General features: G+C 63.5%; 23 protein-coding genes. 8 read left to right on the top strand and 15 right to left on the bottom strand.

Going from position 1 to position 26637, the window contains the following annotated elements; translation table 11 throughout:
* Window positions 1-73: 73 nt before the first annotated feature.
* Entirely contained in the window at window positions 74-3157 is a 3084-nt protein-coding gene (locus AB1462_RS28135) for an efflux RND transporter permease subunit (RefSeq protein ID WP_259194931.1), read from the bottom strand.
* Between the two features lie 2 nt (window positions 3158-3159).
* Window positions 3160-4266 (bottom strand): efflux RND transporter periplasmic adaptor subunit, encoded by a 1107-nt coding sequence (locus AB1462_RS28130; RefSeq protein WP_367248559.1) that lies wholly within the window; start codon window positions 4264-4266, stop codon window positions 3160-3162.
* Window positions 4267-4366: 100 nt separating this feature from the next.
* On the opposite strand from AB1462_RS28130, the gene AB1462_RS28125 reads away from it, so the two are divergent.
* Together AB1462_RS28125 and AB1462_RS28120 are read left to right on the top strand one after the other, a co-directional pair.
* Window positions 4367-5572, top strand: a complete 1206-nt coding sequence (locus AB1462_RS28125; protein WP_259194933.1) for a multidrug effflux MFS transporter — start codon at window positions 4367-4369, stop codon at window positions 5570-5572.
* A 78-nt stretch (window positions 5573-5650) separates the two neighbouring features.
* The gene (locus AB1462_RS28120) at window positions 5651-7591 is read left to right on the top strand and encodes a TonB-dependent receptor (RefSeq protein ID WP_315338809.1); all 1941 of its coding nucleotides are present in this window, start codon (window positions 5651-5653) and stop codon (window positions 7589-7591) included.
* Here AB1462_RS28120 and AB1462_RS28115 read toward each other — a convergent pair.
* Window positions 7549-8907 (bottom strand): ATP-binding protein, encoded by a 1359-nt coding sequence (locus AB1462_RS28115; protein ID WP_259194954.1) that lies wholly within the window; start codon window positions 8905-8907, stop codon window positions 7549-7551. The genes AB1462_RS28120 and AB1462_RS28115 overlap by 43 nt on opposite strands.
* Window positions 8908-8927: 20 nt before the next feature.
* A complete protein-coding gene (locus AB1462_RS28110; protein ID WP_146371678.1) occupies window positions 8928-9671 on the bottom strand; it encodes a response regulator transcription factor in 744 nt (247 codons plus the stop codon).
* 179 nt (window positions 9672-9850) lie between these two features.
* Between AB1462_RS28110 and AB1462_RS28105 the strand changes: the two genes are divergently transcribed.
* The 3 genes from AB1462_RS28105 to AB1462_RS28095 all read left to right on the top strand — a co-directional run bounded on the left by AB1462_RS28105 (window position 9851) and on the right by AB1462_RS28095 (window position 13042).
* Entirely contained in the window at window positions 9851-10717 is an 867-nt protein-coding gene (locus AB1462_RS28105; protein WP_367248556.1) for a pirin family protein, read from the top strand.
* A gap of 175 nt (window positions 10718-10892) precedes the next feature.
* A complete protein-coding gene (locus AB1462_RS28100) occupies window positions 10893-12338 on the top strand; it encodes a mechanosensitive ion channel domain-containing protein (RefSeq protein WP_367248555.1) in 1446 nt (481 codons plus the stop codon).
* A gap of 89 nt (window positions 12339-12427) precedes the next feature.
* Window positions 12428-13042 (top strand): LpxA family transferase, encoded by a 615-nt coding sequence (locus AB1462_RS28095; protein WP_259194938.1) that lies wholly within the window; start codon window positions 12428-12430, stop codon window positions 13040-13042.
* On the opposite strand, the gene AB1462_RS28090 is transcribed toward AB1462_RS28095, so the two are convergent.
* The 9 genes from AB1462_RS28090 to AB1462_RS28050 all read right to left on the bottom strand — a co-directional run bounded on the left by AB1462_RS28090 (window position 13039) and on the right by AB1462_RS28050 (window position 22468).
* Window positions 13039-14361: a carbohydrate porin gene (locus AB1462_RS28090; RefSeq protein ID WP_367248553.1), complete on the bottom strand. Its 1323-nt coding sequence runs from the start codon at window positions 14359-14361 to the stop codon at window positions 13039-13041. The genes AB1462_RS28095 and AB1462_RS28090 overlap by 4 nt on opposite strands.
* 186 nt (window positions 14362-14547) lie before the next feature.
* Window positions 14548-15318, bottom strand: a complete 771-nt coding sequence (locus AB1462_RS28085) for an SDR family NAD(P)-dependent oxidoreductase (RefSeq protein ID WP_090404936.1) — start codon at window positions 15316-15318, stop codon at window positions 14548-14550.
* A 28-nt stretch (window positions 15319-15346) separates the two neighbouring features.
* Window positions 15347-16405, bottom strand: a complete 1059-nt coding sequence (gene rhaT, locus AB1462_RS28080; RefSeq protein ID WP_090404933.1) for an L-rhamnose/proton symporter RhaT — start codon at window positions 16403-16405, stop codon at window positions 15347-15349.
* A gap of 40 nt (window positions 16406-16445) precedes the next feature.
* Window positions 16446-16766 (bottom strand): L-rhamnose mutarotase, encoded by a 321-nt coding sequence (gene rhaM, locus AB1462_RS28075; protein ID WP_186731569.1) that lies wholly within the window; start codon window positions 16764-16766, stop codon window positions 16446-16448.
* Window positions 16766-17647 (bottom strand): amidohydrolase, encoded by an 882-nt coding sequence (locus tag AB1462_RS28070; RefSeq protein ID WP_367248551.1) that lies wholly within the window; start codon window positions 17645-17647, stop codon window positions 16766-16768. Before AB1462_RS28070 ends, rhaM begins: the two co-directional genes overlap by 1 nt.
* 69 nt (window positions 17648-17716) lie before the next feature.
* Window positions 17717-19150, bottom strand: coding sequence for an aldehyde dehydrogenase (gene aldA, locus AB1462_RS28065; RefSeq protein ID WP_367248550.1), 1434 nt, complete (start codon window positions 19148-19150; stop codon window positions 17717-17719).
* A gap of 10 nt (window positions 19151-19160) precedes the next feature.
* Complete coding sequence (locus tag AB1462_RS28060; RefSeq protein WP_090404923.1) at window positions 19161-19961, bottom strand: aldolase/citrate lyase family protein; 801 nt, start codon at window positions 19959-19961, stop codon at window positions 19161-19163.
* Between the two features lie 10 nt (window positions 19962-19971).
* Window positions 19972-21156 (bottom strand): L-rhamnonate dehydratase, encoded by a 1185-nt coding sequence (rhmD, locus tag AB1462_RS28055; RefSeq protein ID WP_090404920.1) that lies wholly within the window; start codon window positions 21154-21156, stop codon window positions 19972-19974.
* Between the two features lie 16 nt (window positions 21157-21172).
* Window positions 21173-22468, bottom strand: coding sequence for an MFS transporter (locus tag AB1462_RS28050; RefSeq protein ID WP_090404917.1), 1296 nt, complete (start codon window positions 22466-22468; stop codon window positions 21173-21175).
* A 115-nt stretch (window positions 22469-22583) separates the two neighbouring features.
* Here AB1462_RS28050 and AB1462_RS28045 point away from each other — a divergent pair, with 115 nt between their 5' ends.
* From AB1462_RS28045 to AB1462_RS28035, 3 genes are all read left to right on the top strand, one after another.
* Window positions 22584-23525 (top strand): LysR family transcriptional regulator, encoded by a 942-nt coding sequence (locus tag AB1462_RS28045; protein ID WP_090404914.1) that lies wholly within the window; start codon window positions 22584-22586, stop codon window positions 23523-23525.
* A 91-nt stretch (window positions 23526-23616) separates the two neighbouring features.
* Window positions 23617-24135 (top strand): sigma-70 family RNA polymerase sigma factor, encoded by a 519-nt coding sequence (locus AB1462_RS28040; protein WP_027607930.1) that lies wholly within the window; start codon window positions 23617-23619, stop codon window positions 24133-24135.
* On the top strand, window positions 24132-25049 hold the full coding sequence (locus AB1462_RS28035) for a DUF4880 domain-containing protein (RefSeq protein WP_090404911.1): 918 nt from the start codon (window positions 24132-24134) through the stop codon (window positions 25047-25049). The genes AB1462_RS28040 and AB1462_RS28035 overlap by 4 nt, the downstream gene beginning before the upstream one ends.
* 40 nt (window positions 25050-25089) lie before the next feature.
* On the opposite strand, the gene AB1462_RS28030 is transcribed toward AB1462_RS28035, so the two are convergent.
* Window positions 25090-25806 carry an ABC transporter ATP-binding protein gene (locus AB1462_RS28030; protein WP_259194945.1) on the bottom strand — a complete coding sequence of 239 codons (717 nt, stop codon included), beginning with the start codon at window positions 25804-25806 and terminating at the stop codon, window positions 25090-25092.
* A complete protein-coding gene (locus AB1462_RS28025; protein ID WP_090404905.1) occupies window positions 25803-26630 on the bottom strand; it encodes an ABC transporter permease in 828 nt (275 codons plus the stop codon). The genes AB1462_RS28030 and AB1462_RS28025 overlap by 4 nt, the downstream gene beginning before the upstream one ends.
* Between the last annotated feature and the right edge of the window lie 7 nt (window positions 26631-26637).

Here is a 26637-nt window from a genome sequence, read left to right as displayed (position 1 = left end):
CCATCTGCAATCCCTCGCACTGTGTATTCAGGCGAGGGACTTTGCAGAGGTTTTCAGGACAGGGGAGTAGAGCTTATCCGACCGTTACGTGGGATGTTTCGACAGCCTTTGTCTTCTCCCGGCCCAACACAAGGCTGCACAGCGCGGGCAAGAACAACAGCGTCAACACCGTGCCCACCAGCACGCCGCCAATCAGCACAAACGCCAGGGACGACCAGAACACCGACAACGTCAGCGGAATAAACGCCAGCGCCGCTGCCAGTGCGGTCAATATCACCGGCCGCGCGCGCCGCACCGTGGCTTCGACGATCGCCGCGTGGATCGCCATGCCATGCTCCTGGTTCTGGCGGATCTGGTCGGTAAAGATCAGCGTGTTGCGCATCAGGATCCCGCCGATACCGATCAGGCCCAGGATCGCGTTGAACCCGAACGGCTGGTTGAACAGCAGCAAGGTCGGCACCGCGCCAATCAAGCCCAGCGGCGCGGTGGCGAAGACCATGAACATCACGCCGAAGGAGCGCACCTGGAACATGATCACCGTGAGGGTCAGCAGGATCATGATCGGGAACAGCGCCGCCAGCGCCACGTTGGCCTTGGCGCTTTCTTCCACCGGGCCGCCGATCTCTATCCGGTAACCGGCCGGTAGCTTGGCGATCAGCGGTTGCAGGTCTTTGTACACGGCCATTTCCACGTCGGGCGGTTGCACGCCGTCGATGATGTCGGCGCGCACTTCCACGGTGCTTGCGCGGTTGCGGCGCTTGAGGATCGGTTCTTCCATCACCGCCTGGAACTGCCCGACCTGGGCCAGCGGCACCGACGTGCCGGCGCTGTTGGTCAGGGTCATATTGTTGAGATTACCGAGGTTCTCGCGCTGGCTGCCCTGGGAGCGGGCAACCACGGACACGGTGCGGTTGCCCTCACGCACTTCGGTGATCGGGTTGCCGCTGAGCAAGGCGTTGAGCTGGGATTTGACCTCGTTGGGGGTAAAACCCAGCAGGCGCAGGCGGTCTTGATCCAGCACCAGGCGATAACCGCTGGTGCGCTCGCCCCAATCGAGAAAGGCGTCCTTGGTCAGCGTGTTGGCGGCGACGACCTTACGCACGTCCTCGGAGACACCGCGCAACACCTCCACATTCGGGCCGGATACGCGGAACACCACGGGGAAGGGCACAGGCGGGCCGAACAGCAGTTGTGTCACCCGTACCCGCGCCGCTGGAAACTCACCGGCCGCAATTCGTTCACGCATGCGCAGCTTCAACGCATCGCGCGCATGGGAGTCCGGGGTTTGGACGATCAGCTTGGCAAACGCCGGGTCCGGCATTTCGGGGTTCAGCGACAGGAAAAACCGAGGCGCGCCGCCGCCCACATAGGTGTCGACCATGCTCGTCTGTGGTTCTTGCAGCAGCGCCTTTTCCAACTGCGCTGCTACCGCCTCGGTGCTCTTGAAGGCACTGCCGGGAGGCATATACACCTCAAGAATCAGCTCGGAGCGGTCGGAGTTGGGGAAGAACTGTTTCTTCACCACGGCCATGCCCAGTACGCACAGTACAAAGGCCGCGATAACCAATCCGGTCACCAGCCAACGCCTGCGCACGCAGGCTTCAACCAGGCTGCGCAGCTTCTGGTAATAGCGCCCGGCATAAATCGCGTCGTGACCGCCGGGCACCGGTTTGATCTGCGGCAGCAACTTCACACCCAGGTACGGCGTGAACACCACCGCCACCAGCCAGGACGAGATCAGTGCAAAGCCGACGATCCAGAAGATATTGCCGGCGTATTCCCCTGCACCGGACCGCGCAAATCCCACCGGCAGAAAGCCGATGATCGTCACCAGCGTACCGGTGAGCATCGGCGCCGCCGTGGAGCTCCAGGCGAAGGTGGCGGCATGAATCCGGTCGAACCCTTCCTCCAGTTTCACCACCATCATTTCAATCGCGATGATTGCGTCATCCACCAGCAGGCCCAGGGAAATGATCAGTGCACCCAGGGTGATGCGGTCGAACTCACGCCCGGTGAGCAGCATGATCACAAACACCACCGACAAGGTCAGCGGCACCGCAGCCGCCACCACCAGGCCGACGCGAAAGCCCAATGCCAACAGGCTGATGAGCATGACCACCGCCAGGGCGACGAAGAATTTCAGCATGAATTCATTCACCGCCAGGCTGATGTTTTTCGCCTGGTCGGAGACTTTGGCGAAGTTCACGCCCAAGGGCAGGTCCGCCTGGATCCGGGCTTCCTGGGCCTTGAGGCTTTTGTCCAGTTCCAGACCGTTCCAGTGCTTTTCCATGATCACGCCGAGCATCAGCGCCGGGTCGCCCTGGTGGCGGATACGGTAGCTCGGCGGGTCTTCATAACCGCGGCTGACGCTGGCCACATCGGCAATGCGCAGCACGCGACCGTTGACTTCCAGCGGCACGTTTTCGATCAGCGCGAGGCTGTCGAAGGCACCGTCCACACGGATATAAGCGCGAGCCCCTGCGGTTTCGACAAAACCTGACGGGGCCACGGCGTTCTGTGCGGCGAGGGCGGCGAAGATCTGGTCCGGCTTGATTCCCAGGGTCGCCAGGCGCTCATAGGAGAATTCGACAAAAATCCGCTGTGCCTGCTCGCCGAGGATATTGACCTTCTTCACCCCCGGTAGGTTGAGCAGGCCCTGGCGCAACTCCTCGGCCATCTGCACCTGTTGCCGATGGGGCAAGTGCTCGGCTTCCAGGGCGTACAGGGCGAAGTACACATCGGAATATTCATCGTTGAACAACGGCCCGATCACACCCTTGGGCAGTTTCGCCGCTTCATCGCTGAGTTTTTTGCGCGTCTGGTAGAACAGGTCCTGGATTTCACTGGGGCGAGTGGACTCCTTGTAGGTCATGCGCATCGACACAAAGCCCGGCTGGGCGATGGTCTCGACGCGGTCGTAGTAGTCCAGTTCCTGCAAGCGCTTCTCCAGGCGGTCGGCCACTTGCTCCTGCATTTCCTGGGCGGTAGCGCCGGGCCAGGCGGCGGTAATGGTCATGACCTTGACGGTAAACGACGGGTCTTCGGCGCGCCCCAGCTTGCCGAACGAGAAGATCCCGGCGGCTAGGATCGCAATGATCAAAAAAAGCGTGACTGCGCGGTGCTTGACCGCCAGTTCCGAGAGGTTGATGCCGCGCATGCTCATTGGTCCTGTTTGCGGTTGAGGGCCAGTGCCTGGGCGGGCAACAGGCGCACTGCATCGCCGCTGTGCAACAGGTGCGCGCCGAGGGCCACGACGACCTGGCCGGGATTGACGCCACTGTCGAGCAGGGCGTCCTCCTGGCCGAGGCTGGCAACTGACACCTGGGCGAAGCTGACCTTGTCATCCGCGCCGATCAACCACACGCCGGTGCCTTGTCCGGCATCGTGCAACGCACCGATGGGCACGCGGGTTTGTTGCGCCTGGCCGTTGCCTTGCAGGCGCACGGTGATGGTCGAACCGAGGGCGAAACGCTCGACACCGCCGTGCAGCACATACCGGGCGCGGTAGGTGCGGGTGGTGGGGTCGGCACTGGCAGAGAGTTCGCGCAAGGTGGCCGTTACCGCCTGGTCGGGGGCGCCGAAGGAGAAGGCCAGGGCTTTTTGTGCGGCCTGGTCGCGCTGGTTTTCCGGCAGGTTGACGATGGCTTCGCGGGCGCCGTCATGGGCCAGGCGGGCGACGATTTGCCCTTCGGCGACCACTTGGCCGCGATCCACCCGCACGTCGGTGACGATGCCGTCGCCGTCGGCCTTGAGCACGGAGTAGGTGCGGCGGTTCTCGATCTGGCTGGCGTCGGATTGCGCCGCGGCCAGCTCGGCCTCGGCCACGCGCAAGTTGGTCGCCGACTGATCGAAAATCTGCCGTGACACGGCACCGGTATTGGCCAGGCGCTGGTAGCGGTTTTCATCGTCGCGGCGTTGGCGCAGTTGTGCCTGGGCGGCGTTGACGCGGTTTTTCGCCGAGCGCAGGGCCAGCTCGAAGTCGCCTATATCCAGCACCAACAGGGTGTCGCCACGGGAGACATGCTGGCCGGGGTCGACCTTGCGTTCGATGACCTTGCCGCTGACCCGGAAGCCCAGGTCGCTTTCCGTACGCGCTGCCACCACGCCGGTGTAGGCGCTTTGCTGAGTGCCGGCGGCCTCGACTTTGGTCGCGAGTACCGGACGTGGTTGGGGCACTTGGGCGGCGGTGTCGGCCTGGCTGTTGCAGCCACTGAGGATGATCAACAGGGCCAGGGGCGTGAGAAGACGCGAGGGGAGAGGGTGCATGTCGGGCTCCGGGGGTAACCATTGGGCCAAAAATTATGGACATAATTTTTTACGCATATTATGGTCGAAATATAAATAAATCCAGCCCCGGAAAATCCCCATGTCGAACGCCCCGGCCCCATCGCGACGCTTATTGTTTTTACTCGTGGCCCTGACGGCACTGGGTGAAGTCTCGACCCAATTGATCATCCCAGGCTTGGGTGTGATCGAGCAGGCATTGCTGGCGCCGCCGGGTTCGGCGCTGATGGCACTGTCGGCGTTTGTCGCCGCCTTTGGCCTGGGGCAACTGGCGTTCGGCCCGCTGTCGGACCGTATCGGCCGCCGCCCGGTGCTGATCGGCGGGTTGCTGTTGTATGTGCTGGCGACGCTGTCGATGTTGCTGGTCCACGACATCCACCAATTCATCGCCGCCCGCGTGCTGCAAGGCCTCGGTGCCTGCGCCGCATTGGTATTGGCGCGGACTGTGGTGCGTGACGTGTGGAAGGCCGAAGCGGGGCCGGCGCTGGCGCTGACCATGATCGGCATGCTCTACGCCATCGTCGTCGCCCCGATGGTCGGCGGCCTGCTGATCAAGCTGCTGGGCTGGCAGGCGCCGATCCTGCTGGCACTGGTGATTGGCAGTGTGGTGTTGCTGCTGGCGCTGCTGTTCTTTCGCGAGAGCAACCACGCCCTCGACCCCAAGGCCGGCCACTGGCGCACCCTCGGCGGGCAATACCTGGATTTGCTCAAGGGCCGCCAGTACCGCGCGTTCGCCGTGGCGCTGGCGTGCACCTATGGCGCCATGTTCGCGGTGATCGCCGGTTCCTCGGCGGTGTTCATCAACCTGTTGGGCCTGAGCAGCCTGGAGTACGGCATCAATTTTGGCGTGATCGTGTCAATGCTGATCATTGGTTCCACCTACGCCCGGCGCAACATCCTGCGCCTGGGGCCGCAACGGATTGTGGCGATGGGCGTGACGCTGGTGGCCATTGGCGGGATTGCCGCGCTGGTGATTTATGCGCTGTTTGGCCTGTCGGTACTGGGCCTGGATATTCCGATTGCGCTGGCGACCCTCGGCGGTGGCCTGGTATTGCCCGGGTCTGTGACCGGCGGGGTAATGCCCAACGCTCACCGCGCCGGTTTGGCGGCGGGCTTGATGGGCTTTGCGCAGATGTTCGGCGCGACCTGCAGTGGCCTGTTGCTGAGCCATCTGCGCGACGGCAGTGCCACGCCGATGATCATCATCCAGGCGTGTTTTGCCGTGACGGCCTTCGTGGCCTTCCATCTGCTGCGTGAGCGCCGTACTGCCGAGGTCGCGGCGGCTTGAGTTGTCACACTTTGTCCAAGTTATTCGGGGCTGGATGATTACGATTCTCTTTTGAGTCTAATCCGAAGGTCTTCGCCCATGCTGCCTGCTTTTCGTTTCTCGCCCCTGGCCCTGCTGGTTGCCGCCAGTCTTCATGCCCACGCGGATGAGCCTGTTGCACTGGAACTCAATGATGTAGTGGTGACCGCATCCGGTTTTGCACAAAGCGTGGAAGACGCGCCAGCCTCGGTCACCGTGATCGATGGCGAGCAATTGCGCCGCAAGTCCTACCGTGACCTCGGTGACGCGGTTAAAGACGTGGAAGGCGTGACGGTCAACGGCGGCGCGAATGAAACCGACATCTCCATCCGTGGCATGCCGGCCGACTACACTCTGATCATGGTCGACGGCAAGCGCCAGAGCGCGCGGGAATCGCGGGTCAACGGCAACAGTGGCTACGAACAGAGCTTTGTGCCACCCGCCGCGGCCATCGAGCGTATCGAAGTGGTGCGCGGGCCGATGTCGTCGCTGTACGGCTCGGATGCTATCGGCGGGGTGATCAACGTGATCACACGCAAGGTCTCACCGACCTGGGGCGGCTCCATCGGGTATGACTACTCGGCGCGCCAGCACAGCGACCAAGGCAATGCACGCCAGACCCAGTTCTACCTCAGCGGCCCGCTCAAGGAAGATTTCCTCGGTTTGCAGGTGTGGGGCCGCTACCTGGACCGCCAAGCCGATGACGACATCGAGCAGACCAATGGCTTCAGCAAGGCCGACCACCGCGACCTCACCGCGCGCCTCGCCTTCACCCCGACCCTCGACCACGACATCCTGTTGGAAGCCGGCGCCACGCGCTTGAAAAATGGCGACGGCATGAGCGCCAACTGGGCCACCCGCGAGCAGGAAAACAACCGCGATCACTGGTCGCTGTCGCATCAGGGCCGCTGGGGCTGGGCCACCTCGGACATCGCCCTGTCCCAGGAAACCTCTACCCGCGAAGGCAAGGCGACGCCGGCGCAAACCGACATCTACGGGCGCAAACCCGAGATCAAGAACACCGTGTTCGACGCCAAGCTGGTGGTGCCCACCACCCGCAACGTCAGCACCGTGGGCGTGCAATGGAATAAAAGCGAGCTGACCGACTGGAACCAGGGCCTCGGTGACCGCGTCGACTATAAATTCTCGGTCGTGCAAAAAGCCCTGTTCGCGGAAAACGAATGGTCGATGACCGACAGCTTCGCCCTGACCACCGGCCTACGCCTGGATGAACACGAAGAGTACGGCGCCCACGTCAGCCCGCGGGTCTACGGCGTGTGGCGCGCCACTGAGCAGTGGACGTTCAAGGGTGGTGTTGCACGTGGCTTCAAGGCCCCTGAGTTGCGTGCGGTGGTTGAGGATTATGCCTACCTGCGCCGCAACCGCTTCGTGATGTTCGGTAACCCGGACCTCAAGCCCGAGACCAGCACCAACTATGAAGTCTCGGCGCTGTGGAGCAACCGCGACAACCTGTCCGGCGGCGTGACGCTGTTCTACAACGACTTCCAGGACAAGCTCTCTACCGTCACCACCGACCGGCGCTGGAACGGCTACACCATCATGGAGCGGGTCAACGTCGACAAGGCGATCATCCAGGGCGTTGAGCTCAACGGCCAGTGGGACATCAACCCCAGCGTGCTGCTCAAGGCCAACTACACCTACACCGACTCCGAACAGAAAAGCGGCGCCAACAAAGGCGCGCCCCTGGCCCTCACCCCTGAGCAAAAAGCCAATCTGCGCACGGAATGGACCCTCAACGATCGCACCCAGGCCTGGGCCTCGCTGAGCTACTACGGCGAGGAAACCGGCAACACCCTTACCACCGACGAACCGGCGCCGGGCTACACCACCGCCGACCTGGGCGGCTCCTACGACGTGAACGATTCGTTGACCCTCAACGCCTCCCTCAACAACCTCACCGACAAGCGCCTGGACGATGAAACCTACGGCACGGTGAACTACGGCCGCACCCTGTGGATGGGCGCCACGCTCAACTTCTGAAGCGCTGCGGGCAATCGCACCACCGCGCACAAGCCGGCCGGTGGGCGATTTTCCAGCACCAGCTCACCGCCATGGGCCTGGATGCACGACCGTGCGATCGCCAGGCCCAACCCCACGCCGCCGTCACTGACACCCCGTTGCACGAAGGGCTCGAAGACTTTGCTCAACCACGCTTCGGGCAAGCCCTGGCCGTGGTCGAGAATCTCGATGCGCAGCCAGCCGTTGTCCTCGCGGACCAGGCGCAGGTCGGCATCACCGGCGTGGCGCAGGGCGTTGTCGATCAGGTTGGTCAGTGCACGCTTGAGCGCCAGCGGGCGGCAGGTCAGCAGCAACGGTGGTGCGCCGGCCCAGGTGACGGGCTGTCGCAGGCGTTGGTAACGCTTGGCCAGGTCATCCAGCAGATCGCTCAGCGACAGCGTGGCAGTCGCTTCCTGCACCGCGTCGTCGCGCACGAAATTCAGGGTTTCACGCACCATCGCGCTCAGTTCGGCGAGGCTTTCGAGCATGTCATCGCGGGCTGCGCCGGACTCCAGCAATTCCACCTGCAGGCGCAGTTCGGTGATCGGCGTGTTCAAGTCATGACTGACCGCTGCGAGCATCCGCGTGCGGCCTTCGACATGCCGGGCAAGATTGGCCTGCATGGTGTTGAAGGCGGCAGTGAGGTCGCGGGCTTCCTGTGGGCCGGTTTCCGGCAGCGGCGCGATCCATTCACCCCGGCTGACGCGCTCGGTGGCCTGGGCCAGGGTCTTGATCGGGCGCACCACGCGGGCAATGAAAAACATCACGATCAGCAGCACCGGCAGGGTGGTTACAGGCAGGCTGTACGCCAGAACGCGGCCCCATTCATAGGCGCCGGCGGGGTATTGCACGGCATTCAGGTAGCTACCGTTGGGCAGCGGCACGCTGCTGCGCAGGCGCAACGGCGCCCAGCCGGCGGGGCTGAACACATGGGTGCGGGCGTCGGCGCCGCTGATGCGTTCCAACTGCATGCCAATGGCGGCAGTGTTATCCAGCTGTAATTGGTCGCGCAGCTCGTTGGCCAGGCGCTGTTCTTCCGGGCGCTGTGCAAACGGCGCCACCTCCGGCGTGGGGCCGATCCAGAAGCGCGTGTCTTCGGTGCTCATGCCGGCCAGCAGGTGCGCGGTTTCACTCGGGGTCAGGTCGATTGCCGTGTGATGCGCAATCCCTAGGCGTTCCAGGCTGAAACTGCGCGACAGCGGGTGGATCAGGCTGCCGGTGCGTTGCAAAAACAACATCGCAATCGCGTTCGACGCCAGCAAGGCCAGCAGTAACAACAGGCTCAACTGCCGTGCCAGGGTGCGCGGCCACAGCCGGCTCAAGGGGTGCATTCGCTGACCTCGGCCGCCAATAGATAGCCGCCGCCCCAGATGGTGCGCAACAGTTCCGGGGAGGCATCGCCCTGGGCCAGCTTGCGGCGCAGGCGGCTGACTTGCCGGTCGATGGCGCGGTCGCTGACATCGCTGTCGGTGGCGGCGGTGAGGTCGATCAGGCGTTCGCGAGGCAGTAGGGTGTTGGGGTGGACGAGGAACACCTGCAACAGCCGGCTTTCGGCAGTGCTGAGCTGGATGGCCGGGCTGCCCTCGCGGCGCAAGGTGGCGCTGGTCACGCTGAAGTGCCAGCCGGCAAACTGATAGGCCCGTGCGCCAGTGCTGGGCGCGGTGGGGCCGGTCGCGCGGCCCTGACGGCGCAGTACGCTGTTGATACGCGCCACCAGCTCCCGGGGTTCGAACGGCTTGGTGACGTAATCGTCGGCACCCAGGTCCAGGCCGCGCACGCGGTCGGCGGCGGTGTCGCGGGCGGTCAGCAGGATCACCGGGGTGTTGCTGCGCCGATGCAACTGGTTGCATAACTCAAAGCCATCGCCATCCGGCAACAGCACGTCGAGCACCACCACATCGAACGCCTGGGTCTTGAGCAATTGCCACATGCCGGCCGCGTCTTCAGCGGTGCGCACCTCAAAGGTGTGGCGCCGCAGGTACGTGGCCAAGGGTTCGCGAATCTTGCGGTGGTCATCCACCACCAGTACGCGCGGTGCGACAGGCGCAGGGGCAAACGGCATTGCAGCCCTCGAGGGTTGAGCGGGAGAGGGCGGATATTACTACGAGTCATTATCATTAACGCTGTTTTTGTGCGGATGCGGCGGTATACCGTCCTGTCAGTAGGACGATCCAGGTTGTTTTTACCGTCTAGCGCCAAATTGCTGCGAGTTTTAAGGTGTATGCACTTTGGAGGACTACCATGAAAAAACTCATCGGCATCTACACCAGCCCTCGCGCCCATTGGGTCGGCGACGGCTTCCCCGTGCGTACGCTGTTTTCCTACGACTCGATGGGCAAGCACATCAGCCCATTCCTGCTCCTGGACCACGCCGGCCCGGCCGATTTCACCCCGACAGACCAACGTCGCGGTGTCGGCCAGCACCCCCATCGCGGCTTTGAAACCGTGACCATCGTCTACGACGGCGAAGTCGAACACCGCGACTCCACCGGCGCCGGCGGTACCATCGGCCCGGGTGACGTGCAATGGATGACCGCCGCCAAGGGCATCCTCCACGAGGAATTCCACTCCGAAGCCTTCGCCCGCAGCGGCGGCGTGATGGAGATGGTGCAACTGTGGGTCAACCTGCCCGCCAAGGACAAAATGGCCGACGCGGGTTACCAGACCATCGTCGACGGCGATATTCCCGTGTTGCCCTTGGCCAACGACGCCGGCCACCTGCGCCTGATCGCCGGTGAATTCGCCGGCACCCAGGGCCCGGCCCGTACGTTCACCCCGATTGACGTGTGGGACCTGCGCTTCAACGCCGGCAAGCCCGTCACCCTGGACCTGCACGCCGGACGCAACACCGCCCTGGTAATCCTGCGCGGCACGGTGCTGGTCAACGGCGAAGACGTCGCACGCCAAGGCCAACTGGCATTGTTCGAACGCGATGGCCGCCAACTCACCCTGGAGTCCAACGACGACGCCAAGGTGCTGCTGCTCAGCGGCGAACCGATTGACGAACCTATCGTTGGGCATGGACCGTTTGTGATGAATACCGAGCAGGAGATTCACCAGGCGTTTGTGGATTTCCAATCGGGTCGTTTCGGGCAGATGCAGGATTAAAGGTCGGTCACAAGGCCAATGTGGGAGGGGGCTTGCCCCCGATGAGGGAGTGTCAGTTGATGCATCCTTGGCTGACCCACTGCTATCGGGGGCAAGCCCCCTCCCACGTTTTTTCGCTATACCCTGGAACGGCATTTCATGCGATCTTCCCGTCATTCGCCCTGGAGTCGCCTGGATGCCCTCATTTATCGCTGATCACCCGATGCTGTGCGCCGTGGCGCTGATTCTTATCGACATCGCCGTGTGGCGCCTGATCTCTGCCAACCTGGCCAATTGGAAACTGGCCGCGCGGTTGGCGATCTTCGCGGTGTTCAGTGCCGTGCTGTTCAACGACGGCATGAACCCCATGCAACTCGCGCCTTACACCGACAACACCGCGTTGCACCTGGCCGCCACGGCCTTGCAGATCGGCTGGTGGTTGTTTGCCGCGCGCACGCTGACGGTGTTGCTGGGTGCGGTGATGATGCAGCGGGTTGGCCACACCGGGCGGTTGTTGCAGGACTTGATGGGCGCGGTGATTTTCCTGATCGCGATCATCGCCGCCATGGCCTACGTGCTCGACCTGCCGGTCAAGGGCGTGCTGGCCACCTCCGGCGCAGTGGCGATCATCGTCGGCCTGGCGTTGCAAAGTACCCTGAGCGATGTGTTTTCCGGGATCGTCCTCAACACCACCAAGCCTTATCAGATCGATGACTGGATCTCCATCGACGGCACCGAAGGGCGGGTCACCGACATCGACTGGCGCGCCACGCGCCTGCAAACCTCCCAGGGCAGCCTGGCGGTGATCCCCAACTCCCTGGCGGCCAAGGCCAAGATCATCAACTTCTCGCGCCCGGCGGATATGTTCGGCCTGGCGGTCAGCCTGCAGGTCAGCCCCCATGCACGCCCGCAAACCGTGATCGAAGCGTTGGAGCGCGCGATGCAGGGTTGCCGGCCGTTATTGGCCAAACCTGCGCCAAGCGTGGCATTCAAGACCTCCGCCAGTGGCGGCGTGGAGTATGAAATCAGCGGGTTCGTGCCGGCCATGGCCCTCAAGCGTGAGGTGCGCAACCAGCTCTATGACCTGGCGTTCCGGCACCTGCAAGCGGCGGGCGTGGGCGTGCTGTCCGCGACCGAAAGCAGCGCGCCACCGGCCATGTCCGCCGCGCGGGCGTTGCTGGAACGCTCGTCGATTTTCTCCACCTTGCGCCAGGAAGAGAAAGACACCTTCAGCCAGAACATGACCCTGCACACCTATCGCGCCGGCGCGATGATCCTGCCGGCGGGGGAAGTCAGCGATCATTTGTTTATCGTCGAGTCGGGTGTGGTCTCGGTGATGTTGACCAAGGGCGGCCATGTATTCGAAGCAGGGCGCATGGGGCCGGGAGAAGTGATTGGCGAGGCCGGGATCTTGTCCGATCAGGCGGCGCTCGCGGACTTTTCCGCCAAGACGTTTTGCACGCTGTACCGCATCGAGAATGAATACCTGAAACCCTGCCTGGACGCACGTCACGACATCGGCGAGGCAATGAAGGCGCTGTTGGATTTCCGCCTGCACGCCGCCCAGGTCCTGACCCAGGAGGCGCCGGTGGTGCCGGTCAAGAAGGGCTTTTTGCAGTGGTTGCGCAAGCGCGGTTTGTGAGGGGCGAGGGTCTGAAAGTGCTGTACTCGATGTCGAATGATCGCAATGCTGGTTTTCTTGAACGTCTCTGACCACGTGAGGGCTCGACCTTGATTCGACTCACCGACTACATTGCCAACATTGCTCAGTCCCCCCTGGCTCCTTGGGCCGGTTTGGCGCCTTGGGCCCTGGTCGCCCAGGCGCCCGCTGTTGTTCGCCAGATGCTCGCCGGACTGCCGGCCGACGAGTACAGCGTGAAGGACGAAGTCGCCATCCACCGCACCGCTACCGTCGAACCCGGTGCCTTGCTCAAGCCGCCGCTGATCATTGGCGCCCATTGCTTTATCGCCAGCGGCTCACTGCTGCGCGGCGGTTGTTGGGTGGATGAGCACTGCATCATCGGCCCCGGTGCCGAACTGAAAACCACCGTCATGTTCAGCGGCAGCAAACTGGCGCACTTCAATTTTGTCGGTGATTCAGTGCTGGGCCATGGGATCAACCTTGAGGCAGGGAGTATCGTCGCCAACTACCGCAACGAGCGGGACGACAAGGACGTGCTGGTGCGGGTTGACGGGGTATTGCAGCGGACCGGCTGCGACAAGTTTGGCGCGTTACTGGGGGATCAATGCCGGGTTGGCGCCAATGCGGTATTGGCGCCGGGGACGGTCCTGGTACCTGCCAGCGTCGTGGCACGCGGACAGGTGTTTGATGCAGAGAACGACTAGAAATCGGCGATAAATTGCACCCCGCCAACCACTGCGCCCGTGGTTTGCGTCAGCCCGCCGGGGTATTTCACGTATTGCAGGTTGGGCCGCACCATCAGCCATTTCGTCGCCTGCACGCCATAGTTGATCTCGTAGCTGTACTCGCGGCGCTGCTCGGGCACGTACAGCGGGTCATCGATGTTGGTCACGCCATTGGCCGCGTTGAGCATCTGCGTGTTGCGCGTATAGCGGTCGCTGACCTGCAATTTCGACGCGCCGAGGCCGAAGGTGTCGTCGGGGCGTGAGTCGAAGGGGCCACGGTAGATCAGGCCGACCTGGATCAGGTTTTTGATCACGCTTTTGTCCGGGTCATTCATGGTCAGGTTGGCAAACACATTGAGCCCGCGCTTGCTATTGCCGTCCACCGTGGTCAATTGCTGCTGGCCCGACAGCCACCAGCCGTCGTTGCTGGAGTACATCCGATAAGGCTTTTGCGAGCTGGCGGCGTAGTTGCCGTCGGCGTCCTTGAGCCTGTCCTTGGTACCGGCGTTGGCGTAGTAGTAACCGGCGTGGTACTCGGAATTCAGCCCGGCGAGCTGGCCTTTCCAGATTGCTTCGATGGGAAAGCTGGTGCCCTGGGAGCCGCTGATAAAGGGTTTGAAACCGTTGCTGGCTTCGGCGTTGCCGGGGTTCTTGTCGTAGGCACCGACCTGCACGGCGAACTCATCGGTGAACTGGTACTTGGCCCGCACCGCCCACTGGCTGATCGGGAAGCTGTTCCATACGCCGTTCCAGTTGCCTTCCTGGGAACCGCACAGGGTGACGTTCTGGAACTCGCAGGGGAACTGGTCGAAGTCCTCTCCATGGCCGAAGCGCCCCAGTTTCAGGGCGAACTTACGCTCGAAGAACTTTTGCTCGTACCAGAACTGCGAGAGCCGCCAGGCATTGCCGCCGCCGAAGACTTCCATGGTGGAGGTCAGGCCGGTGGCATTGGGCTGGTGCACGCGGTCGTTGGTGATGTCCTTGCCATGGCGCTCGCCGATGCCGATGCGAAAGGTCGCATCCTGCCAGCCGAGGAGTTTTTGCAGGTCCATGTTCACGCCCAGGATCAACTGGTCGCTCCAGCGCGCGGTGGTGTGCGAGTTGTAGCCGCCGCCGAGGTTGGAGCCGACTTCGCCGACGTACTTGAGGGTGAAGTCGTAGCCTTGTTCAGCCAACTGCGGGCGCAGGCCGTTCCAATCGCCGAGCATGGCCGTGGAGTTGGAGTCGAGCAGGCCGGCGCTGAAGGCGCAGGTGGACATGGCGCTGCAACACAGGGCCAGGGGGAGTGTGGTACGCATGGGATGCTCCTTGGATTGTTGTTTTTATTAGGTACAACACAAATTTCAGGCACACAGAGATCCCTTGTGGGAGGGGGCTTGCCCCCGATGGCGGTGTATCAGCCACGAATGTACCGACTGACACTCTGCTATCGGGGGCAAGCCCCCTCCCACATTGGAACGGTGGTGATTGAGGGCGAGCGGGGGTTACTGCAGGTTTACGTAGAGGCCGCCATCGACGAGCAACGACGCGCCGGTCACATAGCGCGCCATGTCCGAGGCGAGGAACACGATCGGCCCGGCCACATCGTCCGGCTCGCCCAGGCGGCCCAGGGGCGTGCGCGAGGTCATGTAGGCGAGTTTTTCTTCGTCGGCCAGGTCTTCCTTGTTGATGTCGGTGGCGATGGTGCCCGGCAGCACCGAGTTGCAGCGGATCCCATACGGGCCCAAGGCGATCGCGCAGGATTGCATCAGCGAATGCAGGCCGGCCTTGGTCGGCGTGTAGTGGGTTTGCATACCGCCGCCCACCAGCGCACTGATGGAACTGACGGCAATGATCGCGCCGCCACGGCCCTGGTTTTTCATCTGGTTGGCCGCCGCCTGCACGGCGAAGTAGGCGCCGTTGAGGTTGGTGTTGACGGTTTTCAGATAGACCTCGCGGGGCATGTCGAGGAACGAGTGGAACGGGCAGATGCCGGCATTGTTGACGAACACGTCGACACTGCCGAAGGCCTTGACTGCGCCGGCCACCAGCGTGTCGCCGGTGTCCGGGTCGGCCGCATCGCCGCCCACTTCGATGGCCTGGCCGCCGAAGGCCTTGATCTCTTCGATCAACGCATGCGCAGCCGCGGTGCCTTGGCCGCTGCCGCTGTGGCCGATCACCACGCGGGCACCCTGGCGCGCACATTCACGGGCGGCGGCGCGGCCGATGCCACGGGAGGCGCCGGTGATGATCACGGTTTTGTCTGCAAGCAACATAAAAACACTCCTAAGGAATCAAGCGGCTTCAGCCGAGGTAATTGCCGTAGCCGACCATGGCGATAGCGCCGAGGATCACCGCGATGCCCGCCACCAGCACGCCCTTGTTGGCCGCGCTGGTGCCGTGCCATTCGCGGAAATACAGGCCCCAGCAGTTGGACACGATGATGATGAATGACATGTGCAGCACCCAGGAACTGGCGTCGTTCTGCAGGCGGCTTTCGCCCATGCCGTAGAAAAAGAACTGCAGGAACCACAGCGTGCCGGCAATGGCCACCAGCAAGTAGTTGCCCAGCAGCGGGGTGCTGCGGTCGGTGTAGTTATGGAAAGTGCGGTTGCGCCAGTTCAGCCACAGGCACCAGATGCCGTTGGTGGTCAGGCCGCCCCACATGATCACCATGAAGGTCACGTTGTTCTGGAACAGGCTGTTGGCGCCATGTTCCACCGCTGCCGCCGCCAGTGGGCGACCGGCGGAAATGCCATAGCTGAAACAGGCACTCAGCACGCCGGAAATCACCGCCACCAGCATGCCCTTGCCCAGGGCGAATTCGCTGACGCTGGCGAATTTCACCGCTGCGGACACTTCCCGTTCCTTGATCAGCCCGGCCTTGCCGCACACCGCGATACCGATCAGCGACACCGCCACGCCCCACAGCACCCAATGCCCGCCTTGCGAGGCCAGCATCGAGGTCAGGGTGCCTTCGGTGTCCTGGGTGAACAGGTCGCGGTACAGCGCCGGCATCAAGGCGCCGAGCGCCGAGGTGAGGCCCATGATCAGCGACATGCCCAAGGACAGGCCCAGGTAGCGCATGGTCAGGCCGAAGGTCAGCCCACCAATGCCCCACAACACGCCGAACAGGTAGGTCCAGAGCAGGGTGCCGGTGTCGGCATTGCGCAGGATTTCCACCCAGCCTGGCACCGTCAGTTGGGCGGCAATCAGCGGCACGATCAGCCAGGACACCAGGCCGCCGGTGATCCAATAGCTTTCCCAGGCCCAGCCGCGCACCTTCTTGTAGGGGATGTAGAAACTGCCGGAAGCGAAGCCGCCGATAAAGTGCAGAATCACACCAAGGAGAATGATTTCCACGTCGTTGAATCCTTTTTATTGTTGTTGTGCGTCGGTTAATTCAGGGGTGGTTCAGGTGGAACATCGGCAGCAGGTCGACACTGACCGGCGCGCCGTCCGCGTGGCTGGGCATGATGTCCTGCATGTGGCGCCACCAGCGTTGCATCAGTGCGGTACCGGGCAGTTCATCCAAGCGGTGCGCGTCTTCGTGGGTGAGTACGGCGAACAGCGCATTGGTCGACTCATCGAGGAAAATCCGGTAATCCACCACGCCCGCGTCGAGCAGGGCCTGGGCCAGTTCCGGCCAGATCTCGTCGTGACGCCGACGATATTCATCGGCCTGGCCCGGATTGAGGTGCATGCGAAAAGCGCGGGTCTGCATCACAGCTCTCCATGGGGTGGCGTGGGCGAGTAGATACGCACGGCGTTATGCAGGAAAAACTTGGCCTGCACGGTTTCGGGTTTGTCGGCCATGCAGCGTTTGACGAGCCCCAGGGTGGTGGCGAAATCCGCCAGGTGATCGCTGTTGGGCCAGTCGCTGCCGAAGAAGCAGCGCTCTTCGCCAAAGGCCTCCCACAGCACAGCCAGGCGGTCGTGGTAGAACGCTGTATCAGTGAGCAAACCGTGAGGCCCGAGCTGGGGGATTTCCGCCAGCTTGGCGAACACATTCGGGCGTTCGGCCAGGCGCAGCAGGTCAGCGTGGTACGCGGCCTCTTCACCCGCCGGTACCTGGGCATTGGGCAGGTGGTCGACGATGATGCGCAGCTGCGGCAAGGCATCGCTCAGGTGCAGCAGGCCCTTGAGCAGGCGCGGGTTCGGGTTGGCGCTGTCCAGGCTGCGGCCGGTGGCGGCGAGTTGGCGCAGGCCGTCGATAAACCCCGGGCGGGCCTGGTCGTGCAGCAGGTCGCGGTCCCACAGGTTGCCGTAGCGCAGGCCGAGGAACCGCGGCTCATCCGCCAGGGCCTCGAGGTCGGCGGCGAAGTCGGCGTGCAGCGGGTCCAGGTTGCCGACAAAACCGAGCATGCGCGGATCGCTGCGCAGGGTGTGCAGTAGCCAGCGGTTGTCGTCGCGCCACGGGCTGGCTTCCACGGCAATTGCGCCGATCACATTGTGTGGGCCGGCCAGGGCCCAGTAGTCGGCGGGTAAATGGGCGGCGTACAGCCGATTGCCCGGCTCGGGCCACGGGATGCCTTGGGGGCGACGTGGGTCGAACAGGTGCAAGTGGCTGTCGATGATGGGGCCGCTATAAGGCGTCAGGGGCATCGCGCAATCCTTGTGGGATTTTGTCAGGAAGGGCCCGCACGCTACCGCGCACCAGCCCGTTTCACCACCTCAGCTCTGCAGGTACACCACATGGGTATGGGTGTACTCGTAGAGGCCGTGCTTGCCGTCGGCGCCGCCGATTCCGGATTTGCGCACGCCGGCATGGAAGCCTTGCATTGCTTCGAAGTTCTCGCGGTTGACGTAGGTTTCGCCGAAGTCGATCTCGCGCACCGCGTGCATGGCCTTGCCGAGGTCACGGGTGTAGATCGACGAGGTCAGGCCGTAGTCGCAGTCATTGGCCAGGGCGATGGCTTCGTCGAGGTCGTCGACAATCTGGATCGGCAGCACCGGGCCGAAGATCTCTTCGCGCATGATCTCCATATCGGCCCGGCACCCGGCCAATACCGTCGGCTGGAAGTGAAAGCCGGCACCCAGGTCGGCGATCTGCCCGCCGCTGACCAGCGTGGCGCCCTGGCTCAGGGCGGTGCGCACTTTGCGGTTGACGTTGTCCAGGCCCTGGCGGTTGATCAGCGGGCCCATTTCCGCATCGGCCAGGGCCAGCGGATCGCCGTAGCGGGTCGCGGACATGGCCGTGCTGATACGCTCGATGAATTGTTCGGCAACCTTGCGCTCCACGTACACGCGCTCGGCGCAGTTGCACACCTGGCCGGTGTTGATGATGCGCGAATCGCGGATGGCTTTGACCGCCAGGTCGAGGTCGGCATCCGCCAGCACGATGGCCGGCGCCTTGCCACCCAGCTCCAGGTTGAGCTTGGTGATGTTCGGCGCGGCGGCGGCCATGATGCGTGAACCGGTGGCGACGCTGCCGGTGAAGCTGATCATGTCCACGCCCTTGTGGGCAGTCAGTGCAGCGCCGACCTGGCCATCGCCGCACACCACGTTGAACACGCCGGCGGGCAGGTCGGTCTGGGCCACCAGTTTGGCGAATTCAAAGCAGTTGTTCGGGGTTTCTTCGCTGGGCTTGATCACGATGGTGTTGCCGGTGAGCAGCGCCGGGGCCAGCTTGCGGGCGATCAGGAAGAACGGGAAGTTCCACGGCAGGATCCCGGCCACCACGCCCAACGGTTTGCGAAACAGGAAGATGTTTTCGTTGGGGCGGTCGCTGGTGATGATCTCGCCTTCGATGCGCCGCGCCCATTCGGCCATGTAGTCGAGGTAGTCGGCGGTGAAGTTCACTTCGACCTCGGCCAGGCCGCTGACCTTGCCTTGTTCCAGGGTGATGGTGCGGGCCAGGTGGGCGACGTTCTCGCGCAGCTTGGCGGCGATGCGGCGCAGGTGCCCGGCGCGTTCGATCGCGGGTTTGCGTGCCCAGTCCTTTTGCGCAGCGCGGGCCGCGGCGAGGGCCTGGTCGACGTCGTCGGCGGTGGACGCCGGGACCTTGGACAACACGGCCCCGGTCGCCGGGTTGAGCACATCGATGTGCGCCTGGCTTGGGGTAAAGCGGCCGTTGATAAAGTTCTGGTACACGGGAACGGATGACATGGGCAGCTCCTCAGTAAGTGCGCGATGGCGCGTTCGTTTCAGCCGCGGGGCGGTAGCGGGCCAGGGTGGCCAGGGCGCTCTGGCGCAGCAGGCTGATGTCGATGGCCACCGCGATAAAGCGGCAACCCCAGGCCTGGTAGCGGCGTGCGTCGTCTTCGTTGGGCGCCAGGATGCCGCTGGCCTTGCCGGCGGCGAGGGTGGCCTCCACCGCATGCTGGATGCGCTCCTGCACGTCGGGGTGGCCGGGGTTGCCGGCGTGACCGAGGCCGATAGACAGGTCGGCGGGGCCGATAAACACCGCATCCACGCCCTCAACGGCAGCAATCGCCGCGACGTTTTCCACGCCCAGGCGCGACTCCACCTGCACGATCAGGCACAGCTCTTCATGGGCGGTTTGCAGGTAGTTCGCTACCCCGTCCCAACGGGTGGCGCGGGTCAGGCCGCCGCCGACGCCACGAATGCCGTGGGGCGGATAGCGCATGGCACGCACCAGGGCTTGGGCCTGTTCGGCGGTTTCCACCATGGGAATCATCAGGGTCTGGGCGCCGACGTCGAGCAGTTGCTTGATCAGGCTCGCGTCACCATTGACCGCACGCACCACCGGCGCGGTGGAGTAGGGCGCAACGGTTTGCAATTGGTTGAGCACGCTCGGCACGGTGTTAGGCGCGTGTTCGCCGTCGATAAGCATCCAGTCGTAGCCGAGGCCGGCGACGATTTCGGCGGCGTAGCCGGTGGCAAAACCGGCCCAGATGCCATATTGGGTGGCGTCCTTGGCCAGGGCGGCCTTGAAGCCGTTACGGGGCATATTCATGGCGTTTTCCTCAGCGATTGTACGGGCGATGCAGCTGGCAATCCGGGTTCAGGTCTACGCCGAAACCGGGCTTGTCGAGTACCGACAAGCGCATGCGGCCATTCATCGGTACCGGCTCGCCGAGCAGTTGCGGGTGGAACATCGGCACCACTTCATCGGCCTTCGGCGCCATCATCAGGAACTCGGCGAACGGGCTGTTATGACGGGTGGCAACAAAGTGGTAGCTGTACACCGACGAGCCGTGGGGCACGACCATTGCGTTGTGGGCATCGGCCAGGGCGGAGATTTTCACCAGTTCGGTGAGGCCGCCGCACCAACCGACATCCGGCTGGATGATGTCGCAGCAGCCCATTTCCAGGAGCATGCGGAAGCCCCAGCGCGTGGCTTCATGTTCGCCGGTGGTCACCAACATGCCTTTTGGCACGTTGTTGCGCAGGGCGGCGTAGCCCCAGTAGTCGTCAGGGGACAGCGCTTCCTCGATCCACTTGAGACCGTGTTCGTGGGCACCAATCGCCAGTTTGGTGGCGTAGTTCACATCCAGGCTCATCCAGCAGTCGAGCATCAGCCAGAAGTCCGGACCGACCCGTTCACGCATGGTTGCCAGGGCTTCGAGGTTTTTGCGCAGGCCTTCTTCGCCTTCGCTGGGGCCGTGGTGCAGGGGCATCTTGCCGCCGATAAAGCCCATCTTCTGCGCGAGGTCCGGGCGCGCGCCGGTGGCGTAGAACTGCAACTCGTCGCGCACCGCGCCGCCGAGCAACTGGTGCACCGGCTCCTGGCGGATCTTGCCGAGCAGATCCCACAGCGCCAGGTCCACCCCGGAAATGGTGTTGATCACCAGGCCCTTGCGACCGTAGTAGAGGGTGGACTGGTACATCTGGTCCCAGATCTTCTCGATGTCCGTCACACGTGCGCCTTCGATAAAACGCGCCAGGTGTTTCTCGACGATATACGCCGCCGGTTCACCGCCGGTGGTCACCGCGAAACCGACGGTGCCGTCGCTGGCTTCGATCTCCACGACCAGGGTGCCGAGCACGTTGATGCCGAAGCTGCGGCGGCTCTGGCGGTACTCCGGGTATTTGCTCATGGGCGTGGAAATATGGTCGTCGATCCAATGGCCGTCGCCCTGGTCGTGATAATCGGCGCCGCCGCCTCGCAGGACAAAGGCGCGCACGTGTTTGATGGTGAGATGACCCATGGTATGACTCCTGGAATTAAACCGTGGCCGGCGTGTTCGACGCGGTGCGGCCGGGTGAATGGATGCCCAGTACCAGCAGTGCAGCCAGTACCGTGGTGGCGGACAGCAGGTACAAACCGGCCGCCGGGGAATCGAAGGCGCCTTCGGCCCAGTGCTTGATCACCGGGGCGATAAAGCCGCCGAGGGCACCGAACGAATTGATCAGCGCAATGCCGGCTGCGGCGGCGCTGCCGGCCAGGTAGCTGGATGGGAAGGTCCAGAACACCGGCTGCACGGCGATAAAGCCCGACGCGGCAAAGCACAGCGCGAGCATGCCCAGCAGCGGATTGGCGAAGGTCACCGAGCAGGCGATGCCGGCGGCGGCCATCAATAACGTCAGGCAGGCGGTGCGGCGGCGTTCGCCGGTGCGGTCGGAATAACCGGGGATCCACCAGGCGGCGAACAGCGCGCAGACCCAGGGAATCGCCGAGACCAGCCCGACCATCAAGCCGACCTTGGTGCCGAGCAGGCCGCCCACTTGGGTGGGCAGGTAAAACACCACGCCGTACACGCTGGCCTGGATCAGCAGGTACACCAGACACAAGTACAGCACCGAGGGTTGGCACAACACGGTCAGCAGGCTGCGGCCATGGGAGGTTTTGTGTTGGTCTTCCTGGTCGAGCAGCTTCTGGATTTGCTCGCGCTCGTCCACGCTCAGCCACGTGGCGTCGGCCGGCCGATTGTCCAGGTACCAGTAGGCCCAGATGCCTACCGCGCTGGCCATCAAGCCTTCCACGGCGAACAGCCATTGCCAGCCGTGAATCCCCCCGAAGCCATCCATCTCCAACAGCAAGCCGGACAACGGGCTGCCGAAGATAAAAGCCAGGGGCGCGCCAAAGTAGAAGAAGCCCATGGCCTTGCCGCGCACGGCCTGGGGGAACCAGTAGGTGAGGTAGAGGATCACGCCGGGGAAGAATCCGGCTTCGGCCACGCCCAGCAAAAAACGCAGCACGTAGAAACTGGTTTCGTCATGGGCGAACACCATCGCCGCCGAAATCAGGCCCCAGCTGACCATGATCCGGCACATCCACAGGCGGGCGCCGACGCGGTGCAGGATCAGGTTGCTCGGCACTTCCAGCAGCGCGTAGCCGACGAAGAACACACCGGCGCCAAAGGCGAAGGCGGCATCGCTCAAGCCGGTGTCGGCCTGGAAGGCTTGCTTGGCGAACCCGACGTTGGCGCGGTCGAGAAACGCCATGATGTACATCAGCAGCAGGAAGGGCAGCAGCCGCCAGGAAATCTTGGCGAGCAAGGGCGCGGGCAGGGTTTTCATGAGGAAGTCCGTTGTTTTGTTCTTATGGACCGGACTGTACGGCGGCCGAGCAATGCGCTACAAATCGAATCTCGCTTACAGCCGATAACCTCAGGGTATCGATAATAAGGAAAAAATGCGTAGTCCCACGATCTCTCCCAGCCTGTTCAACCGCCTGCGCTACAAGCACCTGCATATGCTGGTGGCGCTGAGTTCCAGCCAGAACCTGCACCGCGCCTCGCAGGCGCTGAACATGTCGCAACCGGCGGCCACGCGCATGCTGCGCGAAATCGAGGACATGTTCGGCTGTGACCTGTTCGAGCGTTTGCCACGTGGGATGCGTCCTACAGCGCTCGGCCAGCAGCTGATCAACTTTGCCGAATCGGCGCTGAGTGGCCTCGACCGTTGCGCCGAAGACCTGATGGCGCGCCAGCAGGGCGGCTATGGCTACTTGTCCATCGGCACCATCATGGGCGCCGCGCCGGACTTGGTGATGGACTGCATTGCGCAGATCAAGGCGCTCAACCCGCAACTGCGTATCCGCATCATGGGCGACACCAGCGACCAGGTGATCCAGTTGCTGGAGCAGGGGCGCATCGACATGGCCATCTCCCGGCGCACTGCCGCCACCGACAGCGAGCACTACAGCTTCGAACCCCTGGGCAACGAGCGCCTGCTGGTGGTGGTGCACGCCGGCCACCCGTTGGCCCGGCGCGGCCGGCTATCGTTGACGGAGCTGGTACGCGACTGGCCGTGGATCCTGCAACCGCAAACCAGCCCGGCGCGCATCGGTTTTGACCAGGCCCTGCAAGACCTGGCGCTGCCGAGTCCGGCGGACATCATCGAATGCAGCTCGGTGTACTCCATGCAGCAGTTGATCCAATTGACCGACGCGGTGATGGTGCTGTCGGAAAGTGCCCTGCGTGATTATCTGAAGATGGGCCTGGTGGTGGCGCTGCCGGTGGCCCTGGACGTGCGGCTGGCGCCGTTTGGCATGCTGTTGCGCAAGGGCGAGGGGGTGAGCCGCGAATTGGGCTTGTTTATTGACCTGCTGCGGCAGAAGGCGGCGATGCTGTAAACGCGAGGTTGAAAAGATCATGGTGTCCCGGCAGGATATTAAATAGAATGAATCTCATTTGAGACTCAATCGCGCCGTGCAGGTTGTTGCCATGAATGATGCTGTTGTCCCCACGCACGCCCCCGAACTGACGCTATCGAGTTTGTACCGCGACCATCGCAGCTGGTTGGAAAGCTGGCTGCGGCGGCGCCTGGGCAATGCCTGGGATGCGGCCGACCTCAGCCAGGATACGTTCTTGCGCGTGCTCGCCAGCGCCCAGCCGATTGCGCAGATGCAGGAACCCCGGGCGTACCTGGTGACGGTGGGCAAGCGCCTGCTGGTGAATTTCCATCAGCGCCGCAGTCTGGAACAGGCTTACCTGAATGCCCTGGCCACCTTGCCCGACACCTGTGTACCGTCGCCCGAACAGCGCTGGCTGGTGCTGGAAACCCTGCAAGCCCTGGATGAATTGCTCGACGGCTTGCCGGTACTGGTGCGCCGCGCGTTTCTGTGGAGCCAGCTGGAAGGCCTGGGTTATCGCGAGATTGCCGAGCGCCTTGACGTGTCCGAACGTACGGTGAAGCGCTACATGGCCCAGGCCTATGAGCATTGCCTGCTGGTGGAGCTGTGAGCCGCGACGTCGCGCGCGCCGCTGCCGAGTGGCTGGCGCTGCTCGAGTCCGGCGCGGCCACGGAGCGCGATCACGCCGCGTTGCAGCACTGGCGCGACAGCCATCCCCAGCACGAACAGACCTGGCAGAAAGCCCAGACCTTGCGCCAGCGTTTCAGCGACTTGCCCCAGGCGCTCGCCATGGCCAGCCTCGACCGCCCGCAACCGGGGCGGCGTGCCGTGCTCAAGCGCACCCTGGGGGTGGCGGCGCTGGTGCCGGCGGCGTGGTTGATCAGCCGTCAGTTGCCCATCGAAGCGTGGCGCGCCGACTTGCACACCGCCACCGGCGAACGTAAACGCATGCCGTTGGCCGAAGGTGGCAGCCTGCAACTGAATACGGCGACAGCCGTGGACGTGGACCTGGCACAACGGCGCATCACCCTGGTCGACGGTGAACTGGCGCTGAACATTCCGGGCACGGCGGCGATGACGGTGCAAACCCGCTACGGCCAATTGCTCGTCAGCCAGGCTGAAGTGTGCGTGCGGCAACTGTCTTCCGGATGCCTGGTGTCGGTGCTCAAGGGCGCGGTGCAGGTGCGTGAGTTGAGCGGCAACCTGGCCACATTGCAGGGTGGCCAGCAAGCGCCGTTGAAAGCTGGCGGACTTGGCGCCTGGGTGCCGTTCGATGTGCTGCAACTGGGCTGGCGCGACGGCGTGTTGACCGCGCAGAACCAGTTGCTCGGGGATTTTTTGCGCGAGCTGGAGCGTTATCGACCGGGCGTGTTGCGCTGGGATCCCCGCCTGGAAACGCTGCGGGTCACCGGCAGTTTTCGCTTGGATGACACCGACCGCATCCTCAACCTGCTGGCCTCGACCCTGGGGTTGGAGGTGCAATCTCGAACGCGTTATTGGGTGAGCCTGCGCAAGGCGGCGTGATGCGGTTTGTGGCAAGCCTGCTTTTTGTGGCGAGTAGTCCTCAGATCACATGGGCCCGCTGCAACTCGGTCAAGGCTCGCGCCTTAAGCTGCGCCAGCAACGGATCACGCCGATCCCTCGGGTGTGGCAGGTCGACCGCCAGCTCCTGGCGAATACTGCTCGGCCGGTTGTCCATCACCAGCACCCGGTCACTCAGGTACAGCGCCTCATCCACATCATGGGTCACCAGCAACAAGGCGATGGCGTGATGCGCCGCCAGTTGCAGCAGCAAGTCCTGCAGCTTCATGCGGGTGAACGCATCCACCGCGCTGAACGGCTCATCCAGCAACAACACCTGCGGGCGTGAATACAGGCCGCGTGCGATCGCCACCCGCTGCGCCATGCCACCGGACAACGCTTTGGGCAGTGCCTGGGCGAAGCCCTTGAGGCCTACTTCCTCGATCAATTGCGTGACCCAGGCCCTGTCGTAGTGGTTGTCATCGCTGAAACCGATGTTCTGCTCCACCGTGAGCCAGGGCATCAGGCGCGGTTCCTGGAACACAAACGCCACGTGGCCGTCGGGGCTGCGCAGCGCGCCCTGGAAGTCCTTTTCCAACCCGGCGACGATCCGTAGCAAAGTACTTTTGCCGCAGCCACTGGGGCCCAGCAGGCTGACCGCTTCGCGAGGCTGCAAGGCCAGGCGCACGTCTTTCAATACGGTGGTGCTGGCAAAGCTTTTACGCTCCACCCGAATATCCAATAGCGGCTGCGTACTCATTGTTCCGCTCCTTGACCAGTGAAGGTGTCGCGCCAGGCCAGGCAGCGTTTCTCCAGCGCCGCGAGCAGGCCGTCGCTGACCTTGCCCAGCAGCGCCAACACGATTATGGCGGCCAGCACAATGTCGGGCCGTGAGGTTTCCCGCCCATCGCTGAGCAGGTAACCCAAGCCCTTGGTGGCCGCGATCAGTTCGGCCGCCACAAGGAACATCCACGCCAGGCTCAAGCCACTGCGCAGCCCGGTAAACAGGCCGGGCAGGGCGGCGGGCAGCAGCACGCGCCGCACCAGGCGACGGCGACTGAAAGCGTACATTTGCCCGACTTCCACCAGCTTGCGATCAATATCGCGAATCGCCGCGACGCCATTGAGGTACACCGGGAAAAACGCGCCAATGGCGATCAGCACAATCTTCGAGGTTTCATCGATGCCCAGCCAAAGCAGCAACAAGGGTACCCAGGCCAGGCTCGGAATTGAGCGCAGCCCGGCGAACGTCGGTTCCAGGTAGGCTTCGGCCTCACGGCTCAAACCGACCCAGGCGGCGAACACCAGGGCCAGGCTGGCGCCGATGGCAAAGCCCAGCAGCACCCGCGCGAGACTGGCGCTGATGTGTTTCCACAACGCGCCTTCGGCCAGGTCGGTGAGGGTCACGGCGATCTCGCTGGGCGCCGGCATCTGGTAGGACGGTAGCCAGCCGACCCGCACGACCACTTCCAGGATCAACAGGATCAGCACCGGCAAGACCAGGCCTTTGAACCGCCGTGGCCAGGCGTTGCGCTGGCTGACCACGGGAACCGGAAGGGGCAACGCTTGGCTTTTGCTGGTCATTACATGC

The sequence above is a fragment of the Pseudomonas sp. SB113 genome (assembly GCF_040754745.1).
Lineage (GTDB): Bacteria > Pseudomonadota > Gammaproteobacteria > Pseudomonadales > Pseudomonadaceae > Aquipseudomonas > Aquipseudomonas grimontii.
The sequence above is the reverse complement of the archived record's forward strand: the minus strand, read 5'-3'. Positions and strand labels throughout refer to the sequence as shown.